This is a genomic window from Tardiphaga sp. 862_B3_N4_1, from assembly GCF_051811085.1.
In the GTDB taxonomy this organism is placed as follows: domain Bacteria; phylum Pseudomonadota; class Alphaproteobacteria; order Rhizobiales; family Xanthobacteraceae; genus Tardiphaga; species Tardiphaga robiniae.
In genome coordinates, this window is the sequence record NZ_JBPWQB010000002.1 from 686,156 (window position 1) to 708,257 (window position 22,102).

At 61.4% G+C, this 22,102-nt stretch carries 24 protein-coding genes; 10 read left to right on the forward strand and 14 right to left on the reverse strand.

Features of this window, described 5'->3' with window-relative positions:
* Positions 1-13: 13 nt before the first annotated feature.
* The 3 genes from AB8B02_RS20465 to AB8B02_RS20475 form a co-directional block, all read right to left on the reverse strand.
* Entirely contained in the window at positions 14-1,078 is a 1,065-nt protein-coding gene (locus AB8B02_RS20465) for an AI-2E family transporter (protein WP_439065024.1), read from the reverse strand.
* A 145-nt stretch (positions 1,079-1,223) separates the two neighbouring features.
* The gene (locus AB8B02_RS20470) at positions 1,224-1,874 is read right to left on the reverse strand and encodes a 3-oxoacid CoA-transferase subunit B (protein WP_068728764.1); all 651 of its coding nucleotides are present in this window, start codon (positions 1,872-1,874) and stop codon (positions 1,224-1,226) included.
* 28 nt (positions 1,875-1,902) lie between these two features.
* The gene (locus AB8B02_RS20475) at positions 1,903-2,607 is read right to left on the reverse strand and encodes a CoA transferase subunit A (protein ID WP_068728766.1); all 705 of its coding nucleotides are present in this window, start codon (positions 2,605-2,607) and stop codon (positions 1,903-1,905) included.
* Between the two features lie 265 nt (positions 2,608-2,872).
* Here AB8B02_RS20475 and AB8B02_RS20480 point away from each other — a divergent pair, with 265 nt between their 5' ends.
* On the forward strand, positions 2,873-4,801 hold the full coding sequence (locus tag AB8B02_RS20480; protein ID WP_184512007.1) for an AsmA family protein: 1,929 nt from the start codon (positions 2,873-2,875) through the stop codon (positions 4,799-4,801).
* 9 nt (positions 4,802-4,810) lie between these two features.
* On the opposite strand, the gene AB8B02_RS20485 is transcribed toward AB8B02_RS20480, so the two are convergent.
* The 4 genes from AB8B02_RS20485 to AB8B02_RS20500 all read right to left on the reverse strand — a co-directional run bounded on the left by AB8B02_RS20485 (position 4,811) and on the right by AB8B02_RS20500 (position 10,435).
* Positions 4,811-5,626, reverse strand: coding sequence for an ABC transporter permease (locus AB8B02_RS20485; protein ID WP_175367826.1), 816 nt, complete (start codon positions 5,624-5,626; stop codon positions 4,811-4,813).
* Positions 5,626-6,537 (reverse strand): ABC transporter permease, encoded by a 912-nt coding sequence (locus AB8B02_RS20490; protein ID WP_439065025.1) that lies wholly within the window; start codon positions 6,535-6,537, stop codon positions 5,626-5,628. The genes AB8B02_RS20485 and AB8B02_RS20490 overlap by 1 nt, the downstream gene beginning before the upstream one ends.
* Positions 6,534-7,700, reverse strand: coding sequence for an ABC transporter ATP-binding protein (locus AB8B02_RS20495; RefSeq protein WP_439061947.1), 1,167 nt, complete (start codon positions 7,698-7,700; stop codon positions 6,534-6,536). The genes AB8B02_RS20490 and AB8B02_RS20495 overlap by 4 nt, the downstream gene beginning before the upstream one ends.
* Before the next feature lie 65 nt (positions 7,701-7,765).
* A complete protein-coding gene (locus AB8B02_RS20500; protein ID WP_120287129.1) occupies positions 7,766-10,435 on the reverse strand; it encodes a sensor domain-containing protein in 2,670 nt (889 codons plus the stop codon).
* Positions 10,436-10,625: 190 nt separating this feature from the next.
* Between AB8B02_RS20500 and AB8B02_RS20505 the strand changes: the two genes are divergently transcribed.
* Positions 10,626-11,729, forward strand: a complete 1,104-nt coding sequence (locus tag AB8B02_RS20505) for an NAD(P)/FAD-dependent oxidoreductase (protein ID WP_439065026.1) — start codon at positions 10,626-10,628, stop codon at positions 11,727-11,729.
* A gap of 168 nt (positions 11,730-11,897) precedes the next feature.
* Here the strand turns inward: AB8B02_RS20505 and AB8B02_RS20510 are convergent, their stop codons facing one another.
* Positions 11,898-12,083 (reverse strand): YdcH family protein, encoded by a 186-nt coding sequence (locus AB8B02_RS20510; RefSeq protein WP_068728781.1) that lies wholly within the window; start codon positions 12,081-12,083, stop codon positions 11,898-11,900.
* A 249-nt stretch (positions 12,084-12,332) separates the two neighbouring features.
* On the opposite strand from AB8B02_RS20510, the gene AB8B02_RS20515 reads away from it, so the two are divergent.
* Entirely contained in the window at positions 12,333-12,539 is a 207-nt protein-coding gene (locus tag AB8B02_RS20515) for a YdcH family protein (RefSeq protein ID WP_068728782.1), read from the forward strand.
* A 410-nt stretch (positions 12,540-12,949) separates the two neighbouring features.
* Positions 12,950-13,201, forward strand: a complete 252-nt coding sequence (locus AB8B02_RS20520; RefSeq protein WP_068728784.1) for a hypothetical protein — start codon at positions 12,950-12,952, stop codon at positions 13,199-13,201.
* 24 nt (positions 13,202-13,225) lie between these two features.
* On the opposite strand, the gene AB8B02_RS20525 is transcribed toward AB8B02_RS20520, so the two are convergent.
* On the reverse strand, positions 13,226-13,519 hold the full coding sequence (locus tag AB8B02_RS20525) for a hypothetical protein (RefSeq protein WP_439065027.1): 294 nt from the start codon (positions 13,517-13,519) through the stop codon (positions 13,226-13,228).
* Between the two features lie 101 nt (positions 13,520-13,620).
* Here AB8B02_RS20525 and AB8B02_RS20530 point away from each other — a divergent pair, with 101 nt between their 5' ends.
* From AB8B02_RS20530 to AB8B02_RS20540, 3 genes are read left to right on the forward strand one after another with little or no spacing between them, the layout of a single operon-like run.
* Entirely contained in the window at positions 13,621-13,824 is a 204-nt protein-coding gene (locus AB8B02_RS20530) for a hypothetical protein (protein WP_439065028.1), read from the forward strand.
* Positions 13,821-14,309, forward strand: a complete 489-nt coding sequence (gene purE, locus AB8B02_RS20535) for a 5-(carboxyamino)imidazole ribonucleotide mutase (RefSeq protein WP_068728790.1) — start codon at positions 13,821-13,823, stop codon at positions 14,307-14,309. Before AB8B02_RS20530 ends, purE begins: the two co-directional genes overlap by 4 nt.
* An 8-nt stretch (positions 14,310-14,317) precedes the next feature.
* Positions 14,318-15,403: a 5-(carboxyamino)imidazole ribonucleotide synthase gene (locus tag AB8B02_RS20540; protein ID WP_309943157.1), complete on the forward strand. Its 1,086-nt coding sequence runs from the start codon at positions 14,318-14,320 to the stop codon at positions 15,401-15,403.
* Positions 15,404-15,429: 26 nt separating this feature from the next.
* On the opposite strand, the gene aqpZ is transcribed toward AB8B02_RS20540, so the two are convergent.
* Positions 15,430-16,152, reverse strand: a complete 723-nt coding sequence (aqpZ, locus tag AB8B02_RS20545) for an aquaporin Z (protein WP_439065029.1) — start codon at positions 16,150-16,152, stop codon at positions 15,430-15,432.
* Positions 16,153-16,435: 283 nt separating this feature from the next.
* Here aqpZ and rpsU point away from each other — a divergent pair, with 283 nt between their 5' ends.
* Both rpsU and AB8B02_RS20555 read left to right on the forward strand, forming a co-directional pair.
* Complete coding sequence (rpsU, locus tag AB8B02_RS20550; RefSeq protein ID WP_089265892.1) at positions 16,436-16,738, forward strand: 30S ribosomal protein S21; 303 nt, start codon at positions 16,436-16,438, stop codon at positions 16,736-16,738.
* 170 nt (positions 16,739-16,908) lie between these two features.
* Positions 16,909-17,568, forward strand: coding sequence for a tetratricopeptide repeat protein (locus AB8B02_RS20555; protein WP_175367821.1), 660 nt, complete (start codon positions 16,909-16,911; stop codon positions 17,566-17,568).
* Positions 17,569-17,653: 85 nt separating this feature from the next.
* Here AB8B02_RS20555 and AB8B02_RS20560 read toward each other — a convergent pair whose 3' ends face one another.
* From AB8B02_RS20560 to AB8B02_RS20570, 3 genes are all read right to left on the reverse strand, one after another.
* Entirely contained in the window at positions 17,654-18,490 is an 837-nt protein-coding gene (locus AB8B02_RS20560) for a hypothetical protein (RefSeq protein WP_231079238.1), read from the reverse strand.
* Positions 18,491-18,656: 166 nt separating this feature from the next.
* A complete protein-coding gene (locus tag AB8B02_RS20565; RefSeq protein WP_068730343.1) occupies positions 18,657-18,944 on the reverse strand; it encodes a cupin domain-containing protein in 288 nt (95 codons plus the stop codon).
* Between the two features lie 20 nt (positions 18,945-18,964).
* Positions 18,965-20,065, reverse strand: a complete 1,101-nt coding sequence (locus tag AB8B02_RS20570; RefSeq protein ID WP_089266242.1) for a calcium:proton antiporter — start codon at positions 20,063-20,065, stop codon at positions 18,965-18,967.
* A gap of 172 nt (positions 20,066-20,237) precedes the next feature.
* Here AB8B02_RS20570 and AB8B02_RS20575 point away from each other — a divergent pair, with 172 nt between their 5' ends.
* Positions 20,238-20,630, forward strand: coding sequence for a VOC family protein (locus AB8B02_RS20575; RefSeq protein WP_089265890.1), 393 nt, complete (start codon positions 20,238-20,240; stop codon positions 20,628-20,630).
* A gap of 64 nt (positions 20,631-20,694) precedes the next feature.
* Here AB8B02_RS20575 and AB8B02_RS20580 read toward each other — a convergent pair whose 3' ends face one another.
* The gene (locus AB8B02_RS20580; RefSeq protein WP_439065030.1) at positions 20,695-22,098 is read right to left on the reverse strand and encodes an NAD(P)(+) transhydrogenase (Re/Si-specific) subunit beta; all 1,404 of its coding nucleotides are present in this window, start codon (positions 22,096-22,098) and stop codon (positions 20,695-20,697) included.
* Positions 22,099-22,102: the final 4 nt, after the last annotated feature.

Below are 22,102 nucleotides of genomic sequence, written 5' to 3' on the forward strand. Positions count from 1 at the left end.
GTATCAACGCTGATTAAGCGGCGTCGCCTGTAACTTCCTTTCGCGACTGCGCGAAAATCGCCCAGCCCGCAACAAACATTGCAGCGATTACCGGACCGACGACGAAGCCATTGAGGCCCAGCGCATCGATGCCCCCGAGCGTCGCGATCAGCACCAGATAGTCCGGCAGCTTGGTATCCTTGCCGACCAGCATCGGGCGCAGGATGTTGTCGACCAGACCGATGACGAGAAATCCATAGGCGATCAGGATGACACCCTGAACGACCGAGCCCGTCGCAAGCAGATAAAGCGCGACCGGCATCCAGACGAGGCCAGCTCCCACCGCAGGCAACAGCGACAGAAACGCCATCAGCACGGCCCACAGCAACGCGGCATTGATGCCAAGGATCCAGAAGATCAACCCGCCGAGCGCGCCCTGTGCCAGCGCCACCAGAATGCCGCCCTTCACCGTGGCGCGGATCACCACCGTGAACTTCTCCATCAGATCGTCACGCAGCTCGGGCCGCAGCGGGATCGCATCCTTCACACGCTGCGACAACGCTTCGCCGTCCTTGAACAGGAAAAACAGCAGATAGAGCATGATGCCGAGATTGATGATGAAGTCGAACGTGCTCTGGCCGATGTTCAGCGCCTGCGATGCGAAGTACTGACTGCCTTTGACGAGACCCTCGGTCAACTTGTCCTGCATGCCGCCGAGATTGGCGACGCCGAAGCGATCCAGCAGTCCCTTCGCCCATTGTGGGACGGCATCGAGTATCTGCTGCAGAAACGTGCCGAGATTGAATTGGCCAGATTTCATCTTGCCGACGACGACGGCCGCTTCCTGCGCCAGCGATGCGCCAACGAGTGTCAGCGGCAGGATCACGATCAACACGATCAGACCTACGGTGAGCAGAGCTGCCGAATTTGGATGCTTCGGCATACGGCGCTCCAGCCGCCGGTGCATCGGTGCGAACATGATCGCGATGACGACGCCCCACAGGATCGCGCTGTAGAACGAGCTCATGATCCAGCCGAAGGCCAACGTGACCACGACGATCAGAAGCAGGAAGAAACGGTCTTCGAGACTGGCGCGCATGTCGGCTTCCTAGAGCATGACCCGGAAAAGTGGCAACCGGTTTTCCGATTGATCATGCTCAACTAAAGAGATGAAAAGGCAGATACTAACACGAATGCCCGGCACGAGGCCGGGCATCATGTCAACGTTCGGAGCACGCAATCGTTCAGGTATTGGTCAGCGCGACCCGGAATTCAGCTTCGGTATTGGCCTTCACCTCATCGAGCGTCACGCCATCGGCGAGTTCGATCAGGGCCATGCCGTCATTGCCATGCTTGTCGATGGTGAACACTGCGAGATCGGTGACGACCATGTCGACGACGCGCTCGCCGGTGAGCGGCAGATTGCAGCTCTTCAGCAGCTTGGCGCCGTCCTTGGCCGAGTGCTCCATCACGACGACGACGCGCTTGACGCCGGCGACGAGGTCCATCGCGCCGCCCATGCCCTTCACCATCTTGCCTGGGATCATCCAGTTGGCGAGATCGCCATTCTGGGCGACCTGCATGGCACCGAGGATCGACAAATCAATATGACCGCCACGGACCATGCCGAACGAATCCGCCGACGAGAAATAGCTGGTCTCCGGCAGTTCGGTGACGGTCTGCTTGCCGGCATTGATGAGGTCCGGATCTTCGTCGCCCTCATAGGGGAAAGGGCCCATGCCGAGCATGCCGTTCTCGCTCTGCAGCTGAACGTCGACGCCTTCGGGAATGTAGTTTGACACCAGCGTCGGAATACCAATGCCGAGATTGACGTAATATCCGTCGCGCAGTTCCTTAGCCGCGCGCGCTGCCATTTGATCACGGGTCCAAGCCATCGTTCTCTCCTGTTTTTGCTTTTGGCGGTTACGCGGGACGCTGACGCGAGGTGACTTTTTCGATCCGCTTCTTGCCGGTACCGACCTCGACAATGCGCTTCACAAAAATGCCGGGGGTGTGAATGTGATCCGGATCGATCTCGCCGGCCGGCACCAGATGCTCGACTTCGGCAATGGTGATCTTGGCGGCGGTCGCCATCATCGGGTTAAAGTTGCGGGCGGTCTTGCGATAGACGAGGTTGCCGGCGGTATCGCCCTTCCAGGCGTGCACGATGGCAATGTCGGCGAACAGACCACGCTCCAGCATGTAGGTCTCGCCATTGAATTCCATGGTCGGCTTGCCTTCCGAGATCAGCGTGCCGACGCCGGTCTTGGTGTAAAAGCCAGGAATGCCGGCGCCGCCGGCGCGGATACGCTCGGCCAGCGTGCCCTGCGGGGAGAATTCGAGTTCCAGTTCGCCGGCCAGATACTGCTGGGCGAACAGCTTGTTCTCGCCGACATAGGACGAGATCATCTTCTTGATCTGGCGGGTTTCCAGCAGGCGCGACAGGCCGATGCCGTCGACGCCGGCGTTATTGGACACCACGGTGAGGTCCTTGACCCCGGAATCGCGCAATGCGTCCGACAGGTCCTCGGCAATGCCGCAGAGGCCGAAGCCGCCGGACATGATCATCATGCCGTCCTTGAGAATGCCATCGAGTGCCGATTTGGCGTCGGGGTAGACCTTGTTCATGGGAATCGACCTGATGCAGGAATGCGCTGAGAACCCAGCGGGCGCGGGCGGCTATGTCGTGGATTATTAGGCGGAAACTCCGCGACAGGTCAATCGCGGGGGACTGCGACCCCATCACCCCCGCTATGGCCTTGAAAGCGTCAAGAAAACCCTTCAAATTGAGGACCTTGGACGTGGGCGCACGTGGATGCCGCCCCGCTATGTGTGACCACCAACCAACCCGGATAGTTCATTGACGAGTGCCCAAGGAATAAGACGCCTGGGGATGCCGATTGCGGCGCTCCTGGGTGTTGCAGTGATCGGGCTGTTTGCCATGTCGTGGTTGCTTAACCGCGATACGCTGCGTCATGCCGTGGAGGCCCAGATCCGCGCCGTGACCGGGCTGGATTTCGTCGTCAACGGCGCGGTGGATGTCTCGGTCTTTCCAGGCAGCTATGTCTCGTTTCACGATGTCGGCCTGAAAGGCGGCGGGTCGATCGATCCCGCTTTGACGGTCGATGTGCTGACGGCCAATCTCCGGCTGTTGCCGCTGCTGCTTCAGCGTTTCGAGATCGCCGACATGATGATGCTGCGGCCACGTATCCGCGTGATCCGCGAGGCCTCCGGCGAAAGCAACTGGACTCCATTCATCGAGTCCATCGCCCGCACCATGAGGCCGGGCGCTGAACAGCCACTATCCTTCTCCGAGATCCGCATCCAGGACGGCGTGCTGCACTATCAGGACCCGCACAACACCGAGCGTCTCGGCGACATCGACCTGTCACTGGCCTGGCCATCGATCTCGCGCTCGTTCGCTGCAACCGGCCAGTTCGACTGGCGCGGCGAACGCATCGACGGCAGCCTCAGCGTCAGCGACTTCATTGCCGCACTGTCCGGCGAGCGCTCCGGTGTAAAGGCCCGCATCGCTGGTGCGCCGATCAAGCTGGCATTCGACGGCACCGTCGCCAACAAGGCCAGTCTGGTCATGGAAGGCACGTTGACTGCTGACAGCCTGTCGCTGCGCAATGCGCTGCGCTGGGTCGGTCAGGCACCGCCCGGCTCCGGCGGTTTCGGCCGCTTTGCCCTGAAGGCGCGCGCCAGCCTGGTCGGTCCGTCGATCGCGCTGACCAATGTCAATGTCGAGCTCGACGGCAACAGCGCCGAAGGCGTCATGACCTACAGCAACACCGGCCGTCAGACGCTGCAGGCCACCCTGGCTGCCGGCGCACTCGACTTCACGCCCTATGTGTCTACCGTGCGGCTGCTGGCCTCCGGCGCCCGTGACTGGAACCGGCAGTTGTTCGATCTGAACGCGCTGTCCACCACGGATCTCGACATGCGCCTGTCGGCCGCCAAGGTCACAGTTGGCTCCTCAGTGCTCGGCCGCACCGCGCTCGGCGCCAACCTGCGCGGCGGCACACTGGCGCTGTCGGTGGGTGAAGCGCAGATGTATGGCGGCATCGTCCGTGGTTCGTTCAATGTTGCCCATTCCGATGCCGTGGCCGATGTGAAGGCCCAGTTCCAGTTCAGCGATGTCGATCTGCAGGCCTGTGCCAGCGATCTGTTCGGCGTCAACAAGCTCACCGGCCGCGGCAATCTCAGCATGATGCTGGAGGCCTCGGGCTCATCGCCTTTCGGCCTCGCACAATCACTCGACGGCACCGCGACGTTGACCGGTCATGACGGCGCCATCAGTGGCTTCAACGTCGAACAGTTGCTGAAGCGGTTGGAGCGACGTCCGCTGTCCGGCGCCGGCAATTTCCGCTCGGGTTCGACGCCGTTCAACACGCTCAACATGTCCGTGAAATTCAACGACGGTATCGCCACCGCACAGGATATCCGGATCGATGGTCCCGCTGCGAAACTGACGCTGACCGGTACCGCGTCGGTGCCGGCGCGTGAATATGATTTCAAGGGCATTGCCAGTCTCAATCCGGCAACCAACGGCACCGGCGGCTTCGAGTTGCCTTTTGTGATCCAAGGCCCGTGGGACGATCCGCTGATCTTCCCAGATCCGGAAAGCCTGATCCGCCGGTCGCCGGGCGCGGCGCCTTTGCTGGATGCGGTAAAGGATCGCAAGACCCGCGACGCTGTACGCTCGGTGATCGAGCGCTTTACGGGCGTGCCGAAGCAGGCGCCGATAGCAGAGCCGGATAAGCCCGCCGATGCACCTGCGGCGGCAGCACCTGCGGATGCAGCACCAAAGGCGAACTAACTTTTTGCCTTACAACGGCGCGGCGCTTTCGCCGCGGGCGCTCGACAGTTTCGACACTAGCGATGCCAGCACGATAACGACGGCGATGAAACCGACGATCAGCGTGCAGATCGCGTTGATCTCCGGCTTCACGCCGAGACGCACTTCCGAATAGATCCGGATCGGTAGCGTCGCCGAACCCGGCCCGGTCGTAAAACTAGCGATGACGAGGTCGTCCAGCGACAGTGTGAAGGCCAGCATCCAGCCCGCTGCAATGGCCGGCCAGATCAGCGGCAACGTGACGGCTATAAATGCGCGGAGCGGATCGCGGCCGAGATCCATCGCCGCTTCCTCGAGGCTGCGATCGATCCCGGCGAGACGCGACTGTACCACGACAGCGACGAAGCACATGGTCAGTGTGGTGTGGGCGATGGTCACCGTGACAAAGCCGCGCCCGGCATCCAGCGCCACGAACAGCAGCAGCAGCGACAGGCCGGTAATCACTTCGGGCATCACCAGCGGCGCATAGAGCATCCCGGACATCAGCATCCGGCCGCGAAATCCCGCGCCACGCGTCAACGCTATCGCGGCCAAAGTGCCGAGCAGCGTTGCCAGTGTTGCTGACACGACACCCACACGGAGACTCATCCAGGCAGCGTCCAGCATCGCGCGGTCGTTGAAAAATTCGGTGTACCAGCGCGTCGACCAGCCGCCCCACACGGTCACGAGGCGAGACGCGTTGAACGAATAGATGACCAGAATGACGATCGGCAGATAGAGAAACGCCAGACCAAGCACCAGCGACGTGACGTTAAAGCGCGACAGGCGGAGCGGATGCACGGCCATCAGCGCGCCTCCAGCTGCCGGCGCTGCAGCCGGTCATAGACCAATAACGGGATCAACAGCAGCCCGAGCAACAAGATGGCGGTGGCAGAGGCGACCGGCCAATCCTTGTTGGTGAAGAATTCGAGCCACAGCGTCTGGCCGATCATCAGCGAATTCGATCCGGCAAGCAGATCGGGAATGACAAATTCGCCCATGATCGGAATGAAGCAGAGCAGTGCACCGGCGCCGACGCCACGCAGCGACAAGGGAACCGTCACCAGCCAGAAGGCGTCGATGCGCGAGACGCCGAGATCGGCGGCGGCCTCGATCAGCGACGGGTCCTGCTTCGCCAGCGTGGCATAGAGCGGCAGGATCATGAAAGGCAGATAGGAATAGACGATGCCGAGATACATCGCACTGTCGGTGGAGAGCCACACGATTGGCGTCGATACGACGTGCAGCGCAAGAAGGACCTTATTGAGCAAGCCGTCATGCTGCAGGATGTTGATCCAGGCATAGATGCGGATCAGGAACGAGGTCCAGAACGGCACGATCACCAGCATCATCGCAATGCCCTGCCAGCGTCGCGGCAAACGCGCCATGCCATAGGCGATGGGATAACCGACCGCGAGCAAGATCAGGGTCGACACGACGGCGACGAGGACACTGCGCAGATAGGACGCAAGATAGAGATTGTCGGAAACGAGCAGCCGGAAATTATCCAGCGACAGCGCGATAAACGACGCCTTTAGCCCGGCGATTCCTTCGGACAGACTGAACACCGGCAGATAAGGCGGCTGCGCAATCGCCGTCTGCGACAGGCTGATCTTCAGCACGAAACCGAACGGCACCAGAAAGAACAGCACCATCCAGACATAGGGCGGGATGGCAGCCAGCCGCGCCGGCGCCGTGAAGATGCGACGCGCGCTCATTGAACCAGCACCACGCAATCATCGGGGGCGAACCATGCCGCAACGCGCTCGCCGATCGAATAGGCATCAACATCGAGCCGCGCGGTATTGGCGAGAGCGACCCGCAATGTGGCTCCGCGGTCGAGCTTCACTTTGTAGAGCGAGCGACCGCCGAGATAGCCGACGTCGGAAATGACACCCTCAAGGCTATTCATGGCGCCGCTATTGACGAGGTCCGTCGCCGGCCCGCGACGCGACAACCGGATCTTCTCCGGGCGGATCGCAACACAGATGACCGCATCGCCGACGGGCTGTCGCGGCTCAATCGCAAACAGGGTTCCTACATCGCGGCCTGCAATGGTCAGGCGATGACTGTCACGATGCGTGATCCCGCCCTCGATGATGTTGATGTCGCCGACGAACTCCGCGACCCAGCGCGATGCAGGCGCCTCATAAAGCTGTCGCGGTGTCGCGACCTGTTGCAGGCGACCGTCATTCATGACGCCGATACGGTCGGCCATGGTCATCGCCTCCTCCTGATCGTGGGTGACGATCACGAAGGTGGTGCCGAGCTGGCGCTGCAGCGCCATCAATTCGACCTGGGTTTCCTCGCGCAGTTTCTTGTCGAGAGCTGCCAGCGGCTCATCGAGCAGCAACAATTGCGGATGCCGCGCCAGCGCCCGGGCGAGCGCCACGCGTTGTTTCTGGCCGCCCGATAATTGATCCGGTCGGCGTTTCTCCAGTCCCTGGAGCTTGACCAGCGCCACCATTTCGGCAACCCGCGTATCGATGCCGAGACGCGTCAGGCTAGCGCTCTTGAGACCGAAACCGATATTGTCGCGCACGTTGAGATGCGGAAACAGCGCGTAGTTTTGGAACATCATGTTGACGGGCCGCTGATGCGGCAAGACCGCGGCGATATCCTCGCCGTTCAACTCGATCTTGCCCGTGTCCGGCGCTTCGAAACCTGCCAGCATGCGCAGTAACGTGGTCTTGCCACAACCGCTCGGGCCGAGCAGCGCGAAGAATTCACCGGCCTTGATGTCCAAAGAGAGATTGTCCACTGCGCTATGCGCGCCGAATTTTTTGGTGACACCGTCGATCCGCAGCAAGGGCGTGGGATAGGCGATGACCGGCGCATCGCTGGCCGCCGGATCCGCGACTGTCGCAGTGAGATTCGTCATAACCGCAAGCTAGCCGCGGAACGCCGCGGGCTCAACAGCATCAGCACTTCGCAACGGCCTGTCGCTCAACCGACCATGCGCGCGGCGGGCGCAGCGGCGGCAATCCGTCCGACCAGCGCAGCATATTGCGCAATCGGGGCAGGACGCCCGATGAAGTAGCCTTGTACGCCGTCGCAGCCTTCGCTGGCGAGGAAGCAGAGTTGCTCGTGGGTCTCGACGCCTTCCGCAACGATCGCGACGTCGAGGCCATGGCCCAGCCCGATGACCGCGCGCACGATGGCAGCGGACTGCGGATTGAGCCCCAGATTGATCACGAAAGCGCGGTCAATCTTGATCTTGTCGAACGGGAATGCCTGCAGATAGGTCAGCGACGAATAGCCGGAGCCGAAGTCGTCCATCGAGATGCGCACGCCGAGCGCCTTCAACCGCCGCAGCAATGCGACGCCGCGATCGAAATCCTCGATCAGCACACCCTCGGTGATTTCCAGCTCAAGGCGACCGGGCTGCAGGCCGGTTTCGAGCAGGATTGAATGCACGAGGCCGACGAGATCACCATGCATGAACTGCGCGGGCGACAGATTGACCGCGATCTGCAGCGGCACCGGCCACGAGGCAGCCTCAAGGCAGGCCTGGCGCAGGATCCACTCGCCCATCTCGACGATCAGGCCACTTTCTTCGGCCAGCGGAATGAAGTCTCCGGGCGGCACGAAACCGCGCGTCGGATGAATCCACCGCGCCAGTGCCTCGAAGCCCGTAATGTCGGCATCGACGACGGTCTGGCCAGCGCGAGCCTGGGGCTGGTAGTGCAGCGACAATTCGCCATTGCGGATCGCGGCCGAGAGGTCCTGATGCAGCACGCGGCGATCGCGCAGTTGCTGGTCCATTTGCGGCTCGAAGATGCTGATCGAACCGCGCGACTGCGACTTGGCACGGAACAGCGCCGCGCCGGAATTCGCCAGCAACGCGGCCGGGTCATGGCCGTCGCGCGGGAACAGCGAGATGCCCGTGGTGACGCCTGTACGCACCGATTTGCCCTCGATCGGGAATTCCTCCGCAAGGGCCGCGGAGATCCGCTCTGCGATCAACAGCCCGGCCGCGGGCTGCGCGCCGTCGATGATCACGCCGAACTCGTCACCGCCGAGCCGCGCCACAACTCCGCCGCCCACGGCTGCATCGACACGACGCGACACTTCGATCAGCAGCTTGTCACCGATGGCGTGACCGAAGACATCGTTGACCTCCTTCAGGCCGTCGAGATCGATCGACAGCACCGCGAATTCCTCGGAAGTCTCGCCGCAGGCATCGATCATCTGCGACAGGGCCTGCAAAAAGGCCGGGCGGTTCGGCAGATCGGTCAGGCCGTCGTGATAGGCCATATGCGCCATCCGCGCCTCGGTCTGGCGGCGGTCGGTGACATCTTCGTGGGTCTTGATCAGATATTGCGGCTCGCCTGCTTCGTCGAGCACGGTGACCCGCCGGGTCAGGAACAGCCGCAATCCGTCGCGCGTGCTGATCGGATGCTCTTCCGCAATCGGTGTTCGGCCCCTGATCGCGGCCTGATCCCGGCTGACGATCAGCTTCGCTTCTTCCGGGCGAAGCATTTCGGGAACCGTCAGACCGATAGCGTCTTCGCGCTTCCGACCCAAAATGACCTCTGCGCCGCGGTTGGCGAACAGATAACGACCGGTGCTGATCTGCTGCACCATCAGCGACACAGGAATGTTGTCGAGCACGGTCTCAAGGAATTTCTTGGCGTTCTCCAGTTCCTTGGACAGCGACTTGCGGTCGGTCACATCCTCGAACAGCGCAATCAGAAATGCCGGCTCATTGCGTTCGTTAAAGGCAATCACGCGATTGCTATCCAGCGTGCGGAGGTCTGAACCAATCTCCACATTGAACTCGCTGCGACACTGACTGCGCGTTTCCACTGCCAGGGCATCGGCTTCGGCAATCGCTTTCGCAGACTGTGCGGAGAATATCTGATCCGGTCGCTTGCCAACGATCTTATCGCGCGAGAGCCGAGAGAAGGTCTCGAAAGCCCGGTTGGCGAAGATATAGCGGCCATCGTCAATGGTCTTGGCCGCGACGCAGATCGGGACGTGATCAAGGACAGATTCGAGGAATTGCTTGGTGGTCGCAAGCTCGCGCTGCAGGAAACGCTGCTCGGTGCAGTCCTCATGAATGCCAATGGCGCCGCCATTGGGAAGCCGGCTGAACTTGACGTGAACGGATTGCCCGCCGGGCATTTCGGCAATGTACTCGCCGGCGGAAACAGTCTGCTCGTAGAAGCTCTGGGTGGCCAGATCGAGCTTGCCACGCTGGCGGCGTAACTCCCGCAATTCTGGACCGGTAATATCCTTGGTGATGTCGGCGCGCGTCAGGTCGTAGATCTCAAGATAGCGATCGTTGCAAAACACGACCCGCTTCTGGTCGTCGAGCATCACGATGCCTTGGCCGAGATGATTGAGGGCAGAACCGACAAACGCATTGCGACGATGCTGCTCGCGACGCACATTGCGCAGCGCCGAGGCGACCCACAGCACAATGGCGGCGAGAAATGCCAGCGCGACAAATCCACCGATGAGGATCTGCCAGATCATTTGCGGGTCGAGTTCACTGATATAATGAACCGCCGGGGATTCTGCGTGGGCTCCGGCAATGCTGCCGAGAAGGCACGCGACTGCGATGACGGACACTGCCGCCTTGCTGTCTGATCGCCCGATCTTGCCAGTCATTACACACCCGCGTATTCGCAGCGTGAGTGTTTGGTTACAGGTATGTGGATCAGGTAAATGCGTATCGTCGCACCTGCAGAATGCGGCGAAATTTGGTGGTAATTAGCTGTGATGCTTAATGTTTTACTAATGCGCCACATGCGCAAGGTCGAACCGCAGCTGACCGGCGCAGCAAACTATCGGACGCGACATGGACAAGGTTGAATGCGTGGTGGTGGGCGCCGGCGTCGTGGGTCTTGCGATCGCCCGGCGACTGGCGGAAGCGGGACGCGAGGTCATCGTGCTAGAGGCCGCGGACGCGATCGGTACCGTGACCTCGTCGCGCAACAGCGAGGTCATCCATGCCGGCATCTATTATCCGGCCGGAAGCCTGATGGCACGGCTCTGCGTCGCTGGAAAACAGGCGCTCTATGATTATTGCCGCGATCGCGGCATCCCACATCGCAACTCCGGGAAACTGATCGTCGCCACACGTCCGGAGGAGATCGCCAAACTGGCGTCGATCAAAGCGCATGCCGAAGCCAATGGCGTCGCTGATCTCGAGCAATTATCCGGGACAGAGGCACGGGCGCTGGAGCCGGCATTGGCTTGCGAAGCCGCGCTGTTGTCCCCCTCCACCGGAATCGTCGATAGCCACAGCTACATGTTGTCGCTGCGCGGTGAAGCGGAAGCCGCCGGCGCGGCCTTCGCATTCCTCGCGCCGCTGGAACGTGGCCGGGTCACCGCCGACGGTTTCGAACTGGATGTCGGCGGCGAGGCTCCGATGACACTAGCCTGCGACATGCTGATCAATTCAGCAGGCCTGTCCGCAACCGCGATCGCCCGCATGCTCGACGGCATGCCGCTCGACCTGATACCGCCCGCTTATCTGGCGAAAGGCTGTTATTTCAGCTGCAATGCGAAAGCACCGTTCTCGCGGCTGATCTATCCCGTGCCGGAACCGGGCGGCCTCGGGGTGCATCTGACGCTCGATCTGGCCGGCCAGGCGCGTTTCGGCCCTGACGTCGAGTGGGTGGATCACATCGACTACACGGTCGATCCGGCACGCGGAGAGAGGTTCTATCCGGCTATCAGGCGCTACTGGCCAAGTCTGCCGGACGGCGCATTAATGCCGAGCTATTCAGGAATGCGGCCGAAGATCGTGCCGCCCGCAGTCGCGGTGCAGGATTTCATGATCCAGGGTGCCCAGACCCATGGCGTGCCGGGCCTTATCAACCTGTTCGGCATCGAGTCACCGGGGCTGACATCATCGCTGGCCATCGCGGACTACGTGGCTGAGATGGCGGGACATTGAACGCGAAAGGTTGCAGGCGAAGCGATCCAGGCCAACCGAATACTGGAGCTTCGTCGCAAACCTATCGCGGGATGAGGGGAAGACGTCATCGCACCTACGCGAAAGCAGTGACGTAGACGACGATGTCGATGCTGTGATTTATCGTTCGCTGATCAGTGCAGCCGTTGATCAGTGCACCGTTTCGCTGGCCCCGTTTTTGAGACGCTGGATTTCGTCCCTGACCATCAGTTTTCGACGCTTGAGTTCGACGATGCGGAGATCGTCGGTAGACAGGTGCACGAGCGCTTCGTGCAATTCGCTTTCGAGAACTTTGTGCTTGCGTTCCAGTTCGACGAGATGCGCCTGTAGTGCCATTCGAAAACTCCTCGGTAGGATTGAACCTCAGGATACGTTCGGTTGGACGATGAATTCTACATGACAGTGGACATCTGTCGATGGGTATTGAAAAGTGTATTTTGAGCTTCGGGTATCGTCTGAAACGAATCGTGACCTAATTGCGCAGCAAAAACATGGAACCGGACGGCTTGCGTGGTGCGCCTGCACCGGCGATAGTCATCCTAGAAATTCCTCGCAAATGACTTGCGAATCCAGTCAGCTAGAAACATGAACGACGACGAAGATCGCGAACTCCCGTTAGAACTCGCCCGATTGCAGCAAGAACATCGCGACCTCGACGCCGCTATCGATGCCTTGCAACATTCACCGGCACCCGATCTTTTGCGACTGCAACGGTTGAAGAAGAGAAAGCTTCAGCTGAAAGACCGCATCTCCTTCATCGAAGATCAGATCACCCCGGATATTATCGCCTGAGACAATGCGTCACGCTCTGGCCGTCGGCTAAAGAGCGGCCATGACTGCAACCCGATGCGTGACGATCAATAGATCGGCTTTCTTTAACTCGCGGTGAATGCAGCAGGCTGGGTGTTGAACTCGCCCGTCGTAAAAACCTTGCTTCGCGACGGCCGCCGCTCTTTTCGCGCGGCATCGTAGGCACGACAGCCAAACTTAATTCTGGCCAGCATCGCATCGTGGCGCGGTGAAAACTGCTGAGGCTGCGCGAATTGATCGCGATGGCGCTGGCGCTCGCACCGCGCAAGCCAGCCGTTGCGGCCTCACAGGAGCGGAACGGGGCGACCGCAAACAAGACGCTGCCGAAACTTGACAATAAGAACAAAATAAGAACAAACTTACGCCGAGATCAATCGACTCGTGAAGGCACCATGGCCGATATCACCTATTATGTCGCACTGCCCTTCCTGCACGACGACTCTGGTTCGCCCGCCGCCGGTGCCGCCGAGGAATGTCAGAGCGCATCCGGCGCCATCCGCCGCGCCGAACTATTGTCCCGTGCGCCAGGTTCAATCGGCGCATTGGCCTTCAGCCGTACCGGCGATCCGATGATCGGCGAGTTCGGCGACGCCCAGGTGATCCGCGCCTTTGGCGAAGTGCCAAGCGACCTCAGCGCGTTGTAAGGCGCCAACGCCGGCGATGGCTAACTACACTTTCGCGCGTCGCGCGGTCTTGCGCACGTACATCGCCCTGTCGGCCTGAACCAACGCGGCTTCGCCATCGACATCGGGACCCAGCAGTGCGACGCCTGCAGAGGCGCCAGCCGACACGTTGATGTCGCGGAAGACGAAAGTGAGCTGGTCGATCGCGGCATCGAGCACAATCAGTGCACCCGTCGCGCTATAGCGGGCGATGAAGGCCACGGCGCGGGTCAGCTCGCGGGCAAAGCCACGGCGGTTGAGAATGTCGAGCAGGAAGTCGGTTTCCGCCGAAGCTCGCAATTCGGCAATCTTCGCCTCGGCCTGTGTGAGTTGCGCTTCCAGCCGCCCGAATCGTCAGCGCGGCCGCCGGCGCGCGGCTTTTTGGCAGCGACACCAACGCCTTGGAACCGCGCAACGCCGGCTTCATGGAAGGTTTGACCGACTTTGCAGCAGGCGTTCGGGTTTTCTTTTGCATGGGATTTGTTACAAGGCTTGCCAGTCTTCACCAAGACGAGATCATGTTTGCCACGCTCCTTGCCACGCAAGGGGACGACATTGTATTTCCAGCCTATCTTTCTGGATTCGCGAAAGAAAATACGGAATGACCGCGCCCGTCGCCATTATTATGGGAAGCCAGTCGGACTGGGAAACCATGCGCCATGCCGCCGAAACGCTGACAGCGCTCGGCGTATCCCATGAGGCGCGCATCGTCTCGGCCCACCGCACGCCGGACCGGCTGGTCGCATTCGCCAAGGGCGCCAAGGCAGCGGGCTTCCAGATCATCATCGCCGGTGCCGGCGGCGCTGCGCATTTGCCCGGCATGGCCGCGGCGCTGACGGAACTCCCGGTATTCGGCGTGCCCGTGGAATCCAAGGCGCTGTCCGGCGTCGACTCGCTTTATTCGATCGTACAGATGCCGGGCGGCGTGCCCGTCGGCACGCTGGCCATCGGCAAACCCGGCGCGATCAATGCGGCACTGCTCGCGGCGAGCGTGCTGGCGCTGCACGACACGGCACTGGCAACAAAGCTCGCCGCCTGGCGCAAGGCGCAGACCGATGCCGTGGCTGAAAAGCCGGAAGGTGCAGCGTGAGCGCTGTGGTGACGAAGGTTCTCAAGCCGGGCGATACGATCGGCATTCTCGGTGGCGGCCAGCTCGGTCGTATGTTGGCGATGTCCGCAGCACGCCTCGGCCTCCGCTGTCAGGTTTTTTCACCGGATCCGGATTCGCCGGCTTTCGATGTGGTGCAGAACGCGACATGCGCTGAATATGCTGATGTCGAGGCGCTCGAACTGTTCGCCAGCGATTGCGACGTCATCACCTACGAATTCGAGAACGTGCCGGCCGCCACCGCGATGATCCTCGACGCGCGGCGCCCGGTTCTGCCCGCACAGACAATCCTGCAGACCACGCAGGATCGTCTGGCCGAGAAGGATTTTGTAACGTCACTGGGTATCGGCACGGCCGGTTACGCAGGTGTTGCGAATGCTGGCGAGCTTCATGCCGCGGTCAAGAAGATCGGTCTGCCAGCTGTCATCAAGACACGTCGCTTCGGTTATGACGGCAAGGGCCAGGCAATCATCCGCGAGGGTGACGATCTCGATCAGGTCTGGAAGGATCTCGGCACCAATTCCGCGATCCTTGAAGCCTTCGTGCCGTTCGAACGCGAGGTCTCGGTCATCGCTGCACGCGGCGCCGACGGTCAAGTCGAATGTTTCGACGTCACCGAGAACGAGCACCGCGATCACATCCTGAAATTCTCCTATGCGCCCGCACGCATCTCCGACGCGCTTGCCGCGAAGGCACGCGAGATCGCCGAGAAGATCGGCACTGCGCTGGGCTATGTCGGCGTCTTTGCCGTCGAACTGTTTGTCGTGCCCGGTAAGGACAGCGCGACGCTTGTCGTGAACGAAATTGCGCCGCGCGTGCATAATTCCGGCCACTGGACGCTCGATGGCGCCTCGGTGTCGCAATTCGAACAGCACATCCGCGCCATCGCCGGCTGGCCGCTCGCCAAACCCGTCCGCCACGGCCAGGTCACCATGATCAACCTGATCGGCGACGACATTCTCGACTACGGCAAGTGGCTTACCGTCCCCGGCGCCACCGTGCATCTCTATGGCAAGGGCGCGCCGAAGCCCGGCCGCAAGATGGGCCACGTGGTTGAAGTGAAGCCGGCGACGTAACGGCGCCGGCTTCACCGCCTCATTCGTCAGGCGGTCGCCTTGCCTTCCACCACACCAGTGGGCTCGTCACTCAGCCAGCGATAGATCGCGCCGCCGAGAACACCGCCAACCAGCGGTGCCACCCAGAACAGCCACAACTGCTGCAGTGCCCAGCCGCCGACAAACAATGCCGGCCCAGTGCTGCGCGCCGGATTCACCGACGTGTTGGTGACTGGAATGCTGACGAGGTGGATCATCACCAGCGCAAGCCCGATTGCCAGCGGCGCGAAGCCCGCAGGGGCCTTGCCGTGCGTGGACCCCATAATGATGAACAGGAACATCATGGTCATCACCACTTCCATGATGAAGCCCGCGACCATGCTGTATTTGCCGGGCGAATGATCGCCGTAGCCGTTCGACGCAAAGCCCTTGGCAAGGTCGAAACCGGCAGCGCCGCTGGCGATGACATACAACACGGCCACACCTGCAACCGCACCGACGACCTGCGCAATCACATAAGGGAGAATCTGGCCGGCGGGAAAACGTCCACCTGCCGCAAGGCCCACGGTGACCGCAGGATTGAGATGGCAGCCCGAAACGTGGCCGATGGCATAGGCCATGGTCACGACGCTGAGGCCGAAGGCCAGCGAGACGCCGACGAGACCGATACCGACCTGCGGAAATGCTGCCGCGATTACGGCACTGCCGCAGCCTGCAAATGTGAGCCAAAAGGTGCCGATCAGCTCGGCCGCGTATTTTTTCCCATTCATGATGCTCTCCGGTCGTAATCGGCGTCCCGGCTGAGTCGCCACGGGAATTATGCGTCCGTGCTCCAATACCTGTCGAGACAGGGAACCTGCCCTATCCCCACCCGGGAAAATTCGGAAAAAATAGGTTATTTTCCCGGCCCAGAAGGTTAAAATGACGGCGCCGCAAGGTGGACATTCGCCATTTCATCTGGTACATCGGCGCCCTTGAGGTTAAGGGCATGGCCTTTGTCGGCCCTTCACTTTACCGAAATTCAAATCCGATCAATTGAAAAGAGGATGCCGCGTGCAGGTTCTCGTTCGCGATAATAACGTCGATCAGGCTCTCAAGGCGCTGAAGAAGAAGATGCAGCGCGAGGGTATTTTCCGCGAGATGAAGCTCCGCGGTCACTACGAGAAGCCCTCTGAGAAGAAGGCTCGCGAGAAGGCTGAGGCTGTGCGTCGCGCACGCAAGCTGGCTCGCAAGAAGCTGCAGCGCGAAGGCCTGCTGCCGATGAAGCCGAAGCCGGTGTTCGGCGCGGGTCCTGGCGCCGATCGTGGCGGCCGTCCCGGCGCTGGCGGCGCGGGCGCTCCGCGTCCGGCGCGCTAAGCGCACTTCATCCACCGAGTTTGATAACGCGGGCCAAAGCCCGCGTTATTTTTTTGCGCAGTTGCTTTTTGCGCGAACTACTTCTTTGGCGCGCTGGTCTTGATCGGGTGCATTTTGCCCGATGTCGCGCTACCAATAGGTCATTGGTCGCTGCGTGAGATTGGCCCTGCATGGAATGTCCCGTCCGCAAGTCCCCGTCCCGCTTCGGCGCCCGCGGTCTTACCGCGATTGCCCTTATCGTTACGGGTCTGTGCGGCACCGGATGCTCGTTCAACCTGTCGTCACTAACACCAGGGTCTGACAAGGACGAACCGAAGACGACGGCTCTGGCGCCTCCGCCGCCCGCGAATGCCGGCAAGACCAATCCGCAGGATGCACAGATCCACGCTGCACGCGCGCAGGCGCTCGCACAATCCGGCAAACCCGATGACGCGCTGCTGGCCTTCAATCAGGCACTCGACCTCGATCCGCACAGTGCGCAGACCTTCTACCAACGCGGGCTGCTCTATCAGTCCGAGAAGAAATATGAATTTGCCATCGCGGATTTTACGTCGGCCAACGGCCTGACGCCGCAGCAGGCCGATCCCCTGCTCGGCCGCGCGCAATGCTATCTCGCCCTCGGCAAAAACCAGGAAGCCGCAGCGGATCTCGACGAGGCTTCGCAGGTGGCACCGGGCAATGCGCAGGTCTGGCTGACCCGCGGCGCGACCTATGAGAAGCTTGGCGACAGGGCCAAGGCCGCAGACTCCTACAGCCGCGCGGTCGCGCTGCGCCCGAAGGACGATGCCGCGCGGAACGGCCTCGCCCGCACGGGTGGACGCGCGGGCTAGCTAAAGCTGGCAGGAGTCAGGCTGATACCAATACGACGTCGCCCTGCATGCGTGAGAGCGGCGCGCGGAAAATCCACCGTTTCCCTTACCGCTCGAACGGGCGCGGGATCACCGAATTGAACACCGACTTTGCCGCAGACAGCACATCTTCGGCCACGTTGGTGCGCTCAGATCGCGGTGTGCCAGCAGCATCCGCCTGCAGATCCATCGGCTGCGGCGTCGGGATGTCACCGGGCGGACGAATGCGACGTACTTCGGGGCGTTCGGCCTGCGAGGGCATGGGATCGAGCTTCTCGACGCTTGGCGTCGCCACCACGATCGGCGGTGGCAGCTGCTGCATCGACGGAGGGGAAACAGTCCGTGCGGCTTCCTGCACCCGAGGCGCCTCCGGTGCACGCGGAGTCTCAGGCGCACGGGCAGCTTCCTGGGGTCGCGGCTCGCTGCGGTTCAGGCGCTCGATGGCAGCACGGGCGAGATCGTTGGCGTCGCGGCGTTCATCCGCGCTGGCATTCGCCGCTGGCGCAGTGCCCACGGTGGCAAGGACCGGCGCAGGCGCGGCCGGAGCCGGCGCGGGTTTGGCCGCTGCCTTCTCGCGCAATGCCGGCTGATGGCGACGCGGCTCGGGTGTCGTGGCCGCCTCGGGCTTTTCGATGCTGGCCTTCTCGACCACTGGCTTATCGCCGGCCTTGGCCGGGGCCGATTCGGGCAGATTGGCGAGGTCGGCAGAATTCTCGGCGGGCTTGGCTGTCGCTGCCTTGGTGTCAGGCTTCGGCTCCGCAGACGTCGATGCGACAGCCGCAGCGGGGCGATCCGGGCTCGCCTTCGGGATGATGTAGTGATTGACGATATAGGCACCCACGATCGTCGCCAGAATCGACGGCAAGATATCGATGGTGAACTTCGAGAGATACTTGTGCAGCATGAACCGGCCTCTTCCCCAAGCTGCTTCATGCTAGGAATTTGAGGCTGATTCAGGGATCAATCGCGACGGATCGAAGGCAAAGTTCCAATCCGTCGCATTGAATTGTTTCAGGTCGTCCTCAGCAGGCTAAGCACGATGAACCGGCAGCCGCTGGAGGCAGACAAGGTTAAGCTTTCTTAACCTCGACCTCGAGAAACACGATTTCCTTGTCGGTTTCATTCAGAACGTCATGCTCGACGCCTGCTTTGCGGAAATAGGATTTGCCGGTCGTGATCGGCGCCTGCGAACGGGTGCCGTCCGGCGCAACGATGGTCATCACGCTCGTGGTGATCGGAACGATCACATAGTCCATCCCATGGGTGTGGTGACCAGTCGCCGCGCCAGGCGCGAGTCGCCATTCGGTGACGCGAACTTCGGGCGTGTCCTGCTGAACGTCGGACTGGGCAGCGAGCATCGTCTCATTCTCCAAAGTGGTCACGGCACAAACACCATGAAGATGAATACCGCAAACACTACCAAGTGAACCAGCCCGAACAGGATGTTTGTGCGTCCGGTGCCAAAGGTCAGCATGCTCAGCACGAAGGTCATCACCAGCAGCACCATCTTCTGCGCACTGAGACCGAGCACCAGTTCCTTGTTTAACGCATAGGCTGCCACCGCAACCGCAGGTATCGTCAGTCCGATGGTGGCGAGCGATGAACCGAGTGCGAGGTTGATGCTCTTCTGCAGATCGTTGCCACGCGCGGCAGAAATGGCGGCGACGCTTTCCGGCAGCAGGATCAGCAGCGCCACGAGGATACCGGCAAAGGCTTCCGGCGCGCCGATCCGTTCAATGCCGGCATCCACCACCAGCGAGAATTTCTTCGCCAGCAGCACCACCGCCAACAACGAGACCAGCAGCAAAACGGCGCTGACGGCCAGAAGACGGTTGGAAACATGCCCGCCTGCGGCACCTTCGCTACTTCCGTCTGCGACGAAGTAATCCTGATGTCGGATGGTCTGCGTGTAGAGAAACACCGCATAGAGCATGATGGTGGCGACGCTGACGAAGGCGAGCTGTGCGTTCGAATAGAACGGCCCCGGAGTGGTCAGGGTGTAATTCGGCAGGATCAGCGTGATCGTCGCCATCACAATCAGCACACTGAGATAAATATTCGAGCCCGTGACCTGAAAATCCTGCTCTCGGTAACGCAACCCTCCGACAAGGATGCAGATGCCAACCAACCCGTTGCAAACGATCATCACCACCGCGAAGACAGTATCGCGCGCCAGCGTCGGGACGGCCTTGTCACCCAGCATGATGGAGGCGATCAGCGCCACCTCGATGATAGTCACGGCCAGTGTCAGCAACAGCGTGCCGAACGGTTCGCCGATCTTGTGTGCGATGACTTCGGCATGATGCACGGCGGCGAACACCGTGCCGAACAGGATGACCAGCAGAACAACCGCGAACACAATGCCAGCAGTCGTCTCAGTGAATCCGATCCCGAGCGAAGGAATTGACGTCGCGATAAAAAGCAGAACGGCCAACGTGGGGAAAATCCAGGACGATCTGGGCATGGGATGTGCTGACATCAAGCAAGTGTCCTGATTGAAAACGGGTTCGGCAGCAAGCGACACGCCGCTATTGCAGACCCACAAAACCGATTGCGCGGCGGGATCATGCCGTCTCGCCAAACTGCATATGATGCGTATAGTTGCGTATCACCTGAAGGTGAGTTTGCAAGAAAGTGGGAGAGGAAGCGAGATGTTTTCACATGTCATGATCGGCACCAACGACCTCGAAGCCGCGAAGTCGTTTTATGACAAGCTGCTCGGCACGCTGGGCGTCCCGCCCGGCGCCGTCGATCGCCACCGGGTTTTCTGGCGGACCAAGACCGGTACTTTCTCGGTGTCGAAGCCGATCAATGGCGAGCCTGCTTGCGCTGCCAATGGCGGCACCATCGGCTTTCTCGCCAAATCGCAGGAAGAAGCCGATGCCTGGCACGCCGCCGGCATCGCCAATGGCGCCACCACCTGCGAAGAACCGCCGGGCATCCGCGAAGGCGGCGTGAAGCTTTATCTGGCCTATCTGCGCGACCCCGACGGCAACAAGCTGTGCGCGCTGTATCGCTTGCCAAAGGAAGACGCTGCGAGCTGACCTTTCAAACAAAAAACGCCCGGCTTGTAGCCGGGCGTTTTGATGAAGGTCATCAGGGTGGGACTTACATCGCCTTGACGATGTTCTCCGTCACCTTCTTCGCGTCGCCGAGCAGCATCATGGTGTTGTCGCGATAGAACAGCGGGTTGTCGATGCCGGCATAGCCGGACGCCAGCGAGCGCTTGATGAACATCACGGTGCCGGCCTTCCAGACCTGCAGCACCGGCATGCCGTAGATCGGCGAGGTCTTGTCATCTTCCGCCGCCGGATTGGTGACGTCGTTGGCGCCGATCACGAAGGCGATGTCAGCCTGCGCGAATTCCGAATTGATGTCCTCCAATTCGAACACCTCGTCGTAAGGCACATTGGCTTCCGCCAGCAGCACGTTCATGTGGCCGGGCATGCGGCCGGCCACCGGATGAATGGCGTATTTCACCTCGACGCCTTCCTTCTTCAGCGTGTCGGCCATTTCGCGCAGCGCATGCTGGGCCTGCGCCACCGCCATGCCATAGCCGGGCACGATGATGACCTTCTGCGCGTTCTTCATGATGAAGGCCGCGTCGTCCGCCGAGCCGAGCTTGGCCGGCTTCTGTTCGCCCGAGCCACCACCGGCCGCCGCGGTCTCGCCGCCGAAGCCGCCGAGGATGACCGAGATGAAGGAACGGTTCATCGCGTGGCACATGATGTAGGACAGGATCGCGCCCGACGAGCCGACCAGCGCGCCGGTGATGATCAGCGCCGAATTGCCCAGCGTGAAACCGATGCCGGCAGCTGCCCAGCCGGAATAGGAGTTCAGCATCGAGATCACGACCGGCATGTCAGCGCCGCCGATCGGGATGATCAGCAGCGCGCCGAGCACCAGCGCAATGACGGTGATGAGCCAGAAGTCGACCGCACTGCCCGAACGGACCAGACCGAAGATGAAGAACACCAGCGCCAGGGCGAGCGCGATATTGATGATGTGACGCGCCGGCAGGATGATCGGCGAGCCGCTCATGCGGCCGGAGAGCTTGGCGAACGCAATCACCGAGCCGGTGAAGGTCAGCGCGCCGATGGCGACGCCGAGCGACATTTCGACGAGGCTGGCGCCGACGATCTTCTTGGTCACCGGATCGAGAATGCCGAAGGCTTCCGGCGCATAGAACGCGCCGGCGGCAACCAGCACCGCGGCCATGCCGACCAGCGAGTGGAAGGCCGCGACCAGTTCGGGCATCGAGGTCATCGGCACGCGCTTGGCGATGACCGCGCCGATGCCGCCACCGATGGCGATACCGAGGATCACCAGGACCCAGCCGAGCGCATCGGCCGGCGGATGCGCGGCCAGCGTGGTACCCACTGCGATGACCATGCCGGCCATACCGAGGAAATTGCCCTGGCGGCTGGACGCCGGGCTGGACAGCCCGCGCAGCGATAGGATGAAGAGGATGCCCGCGACGAGATAGAGCAGTGCGGCGAGATTGGCGTTCATCGGG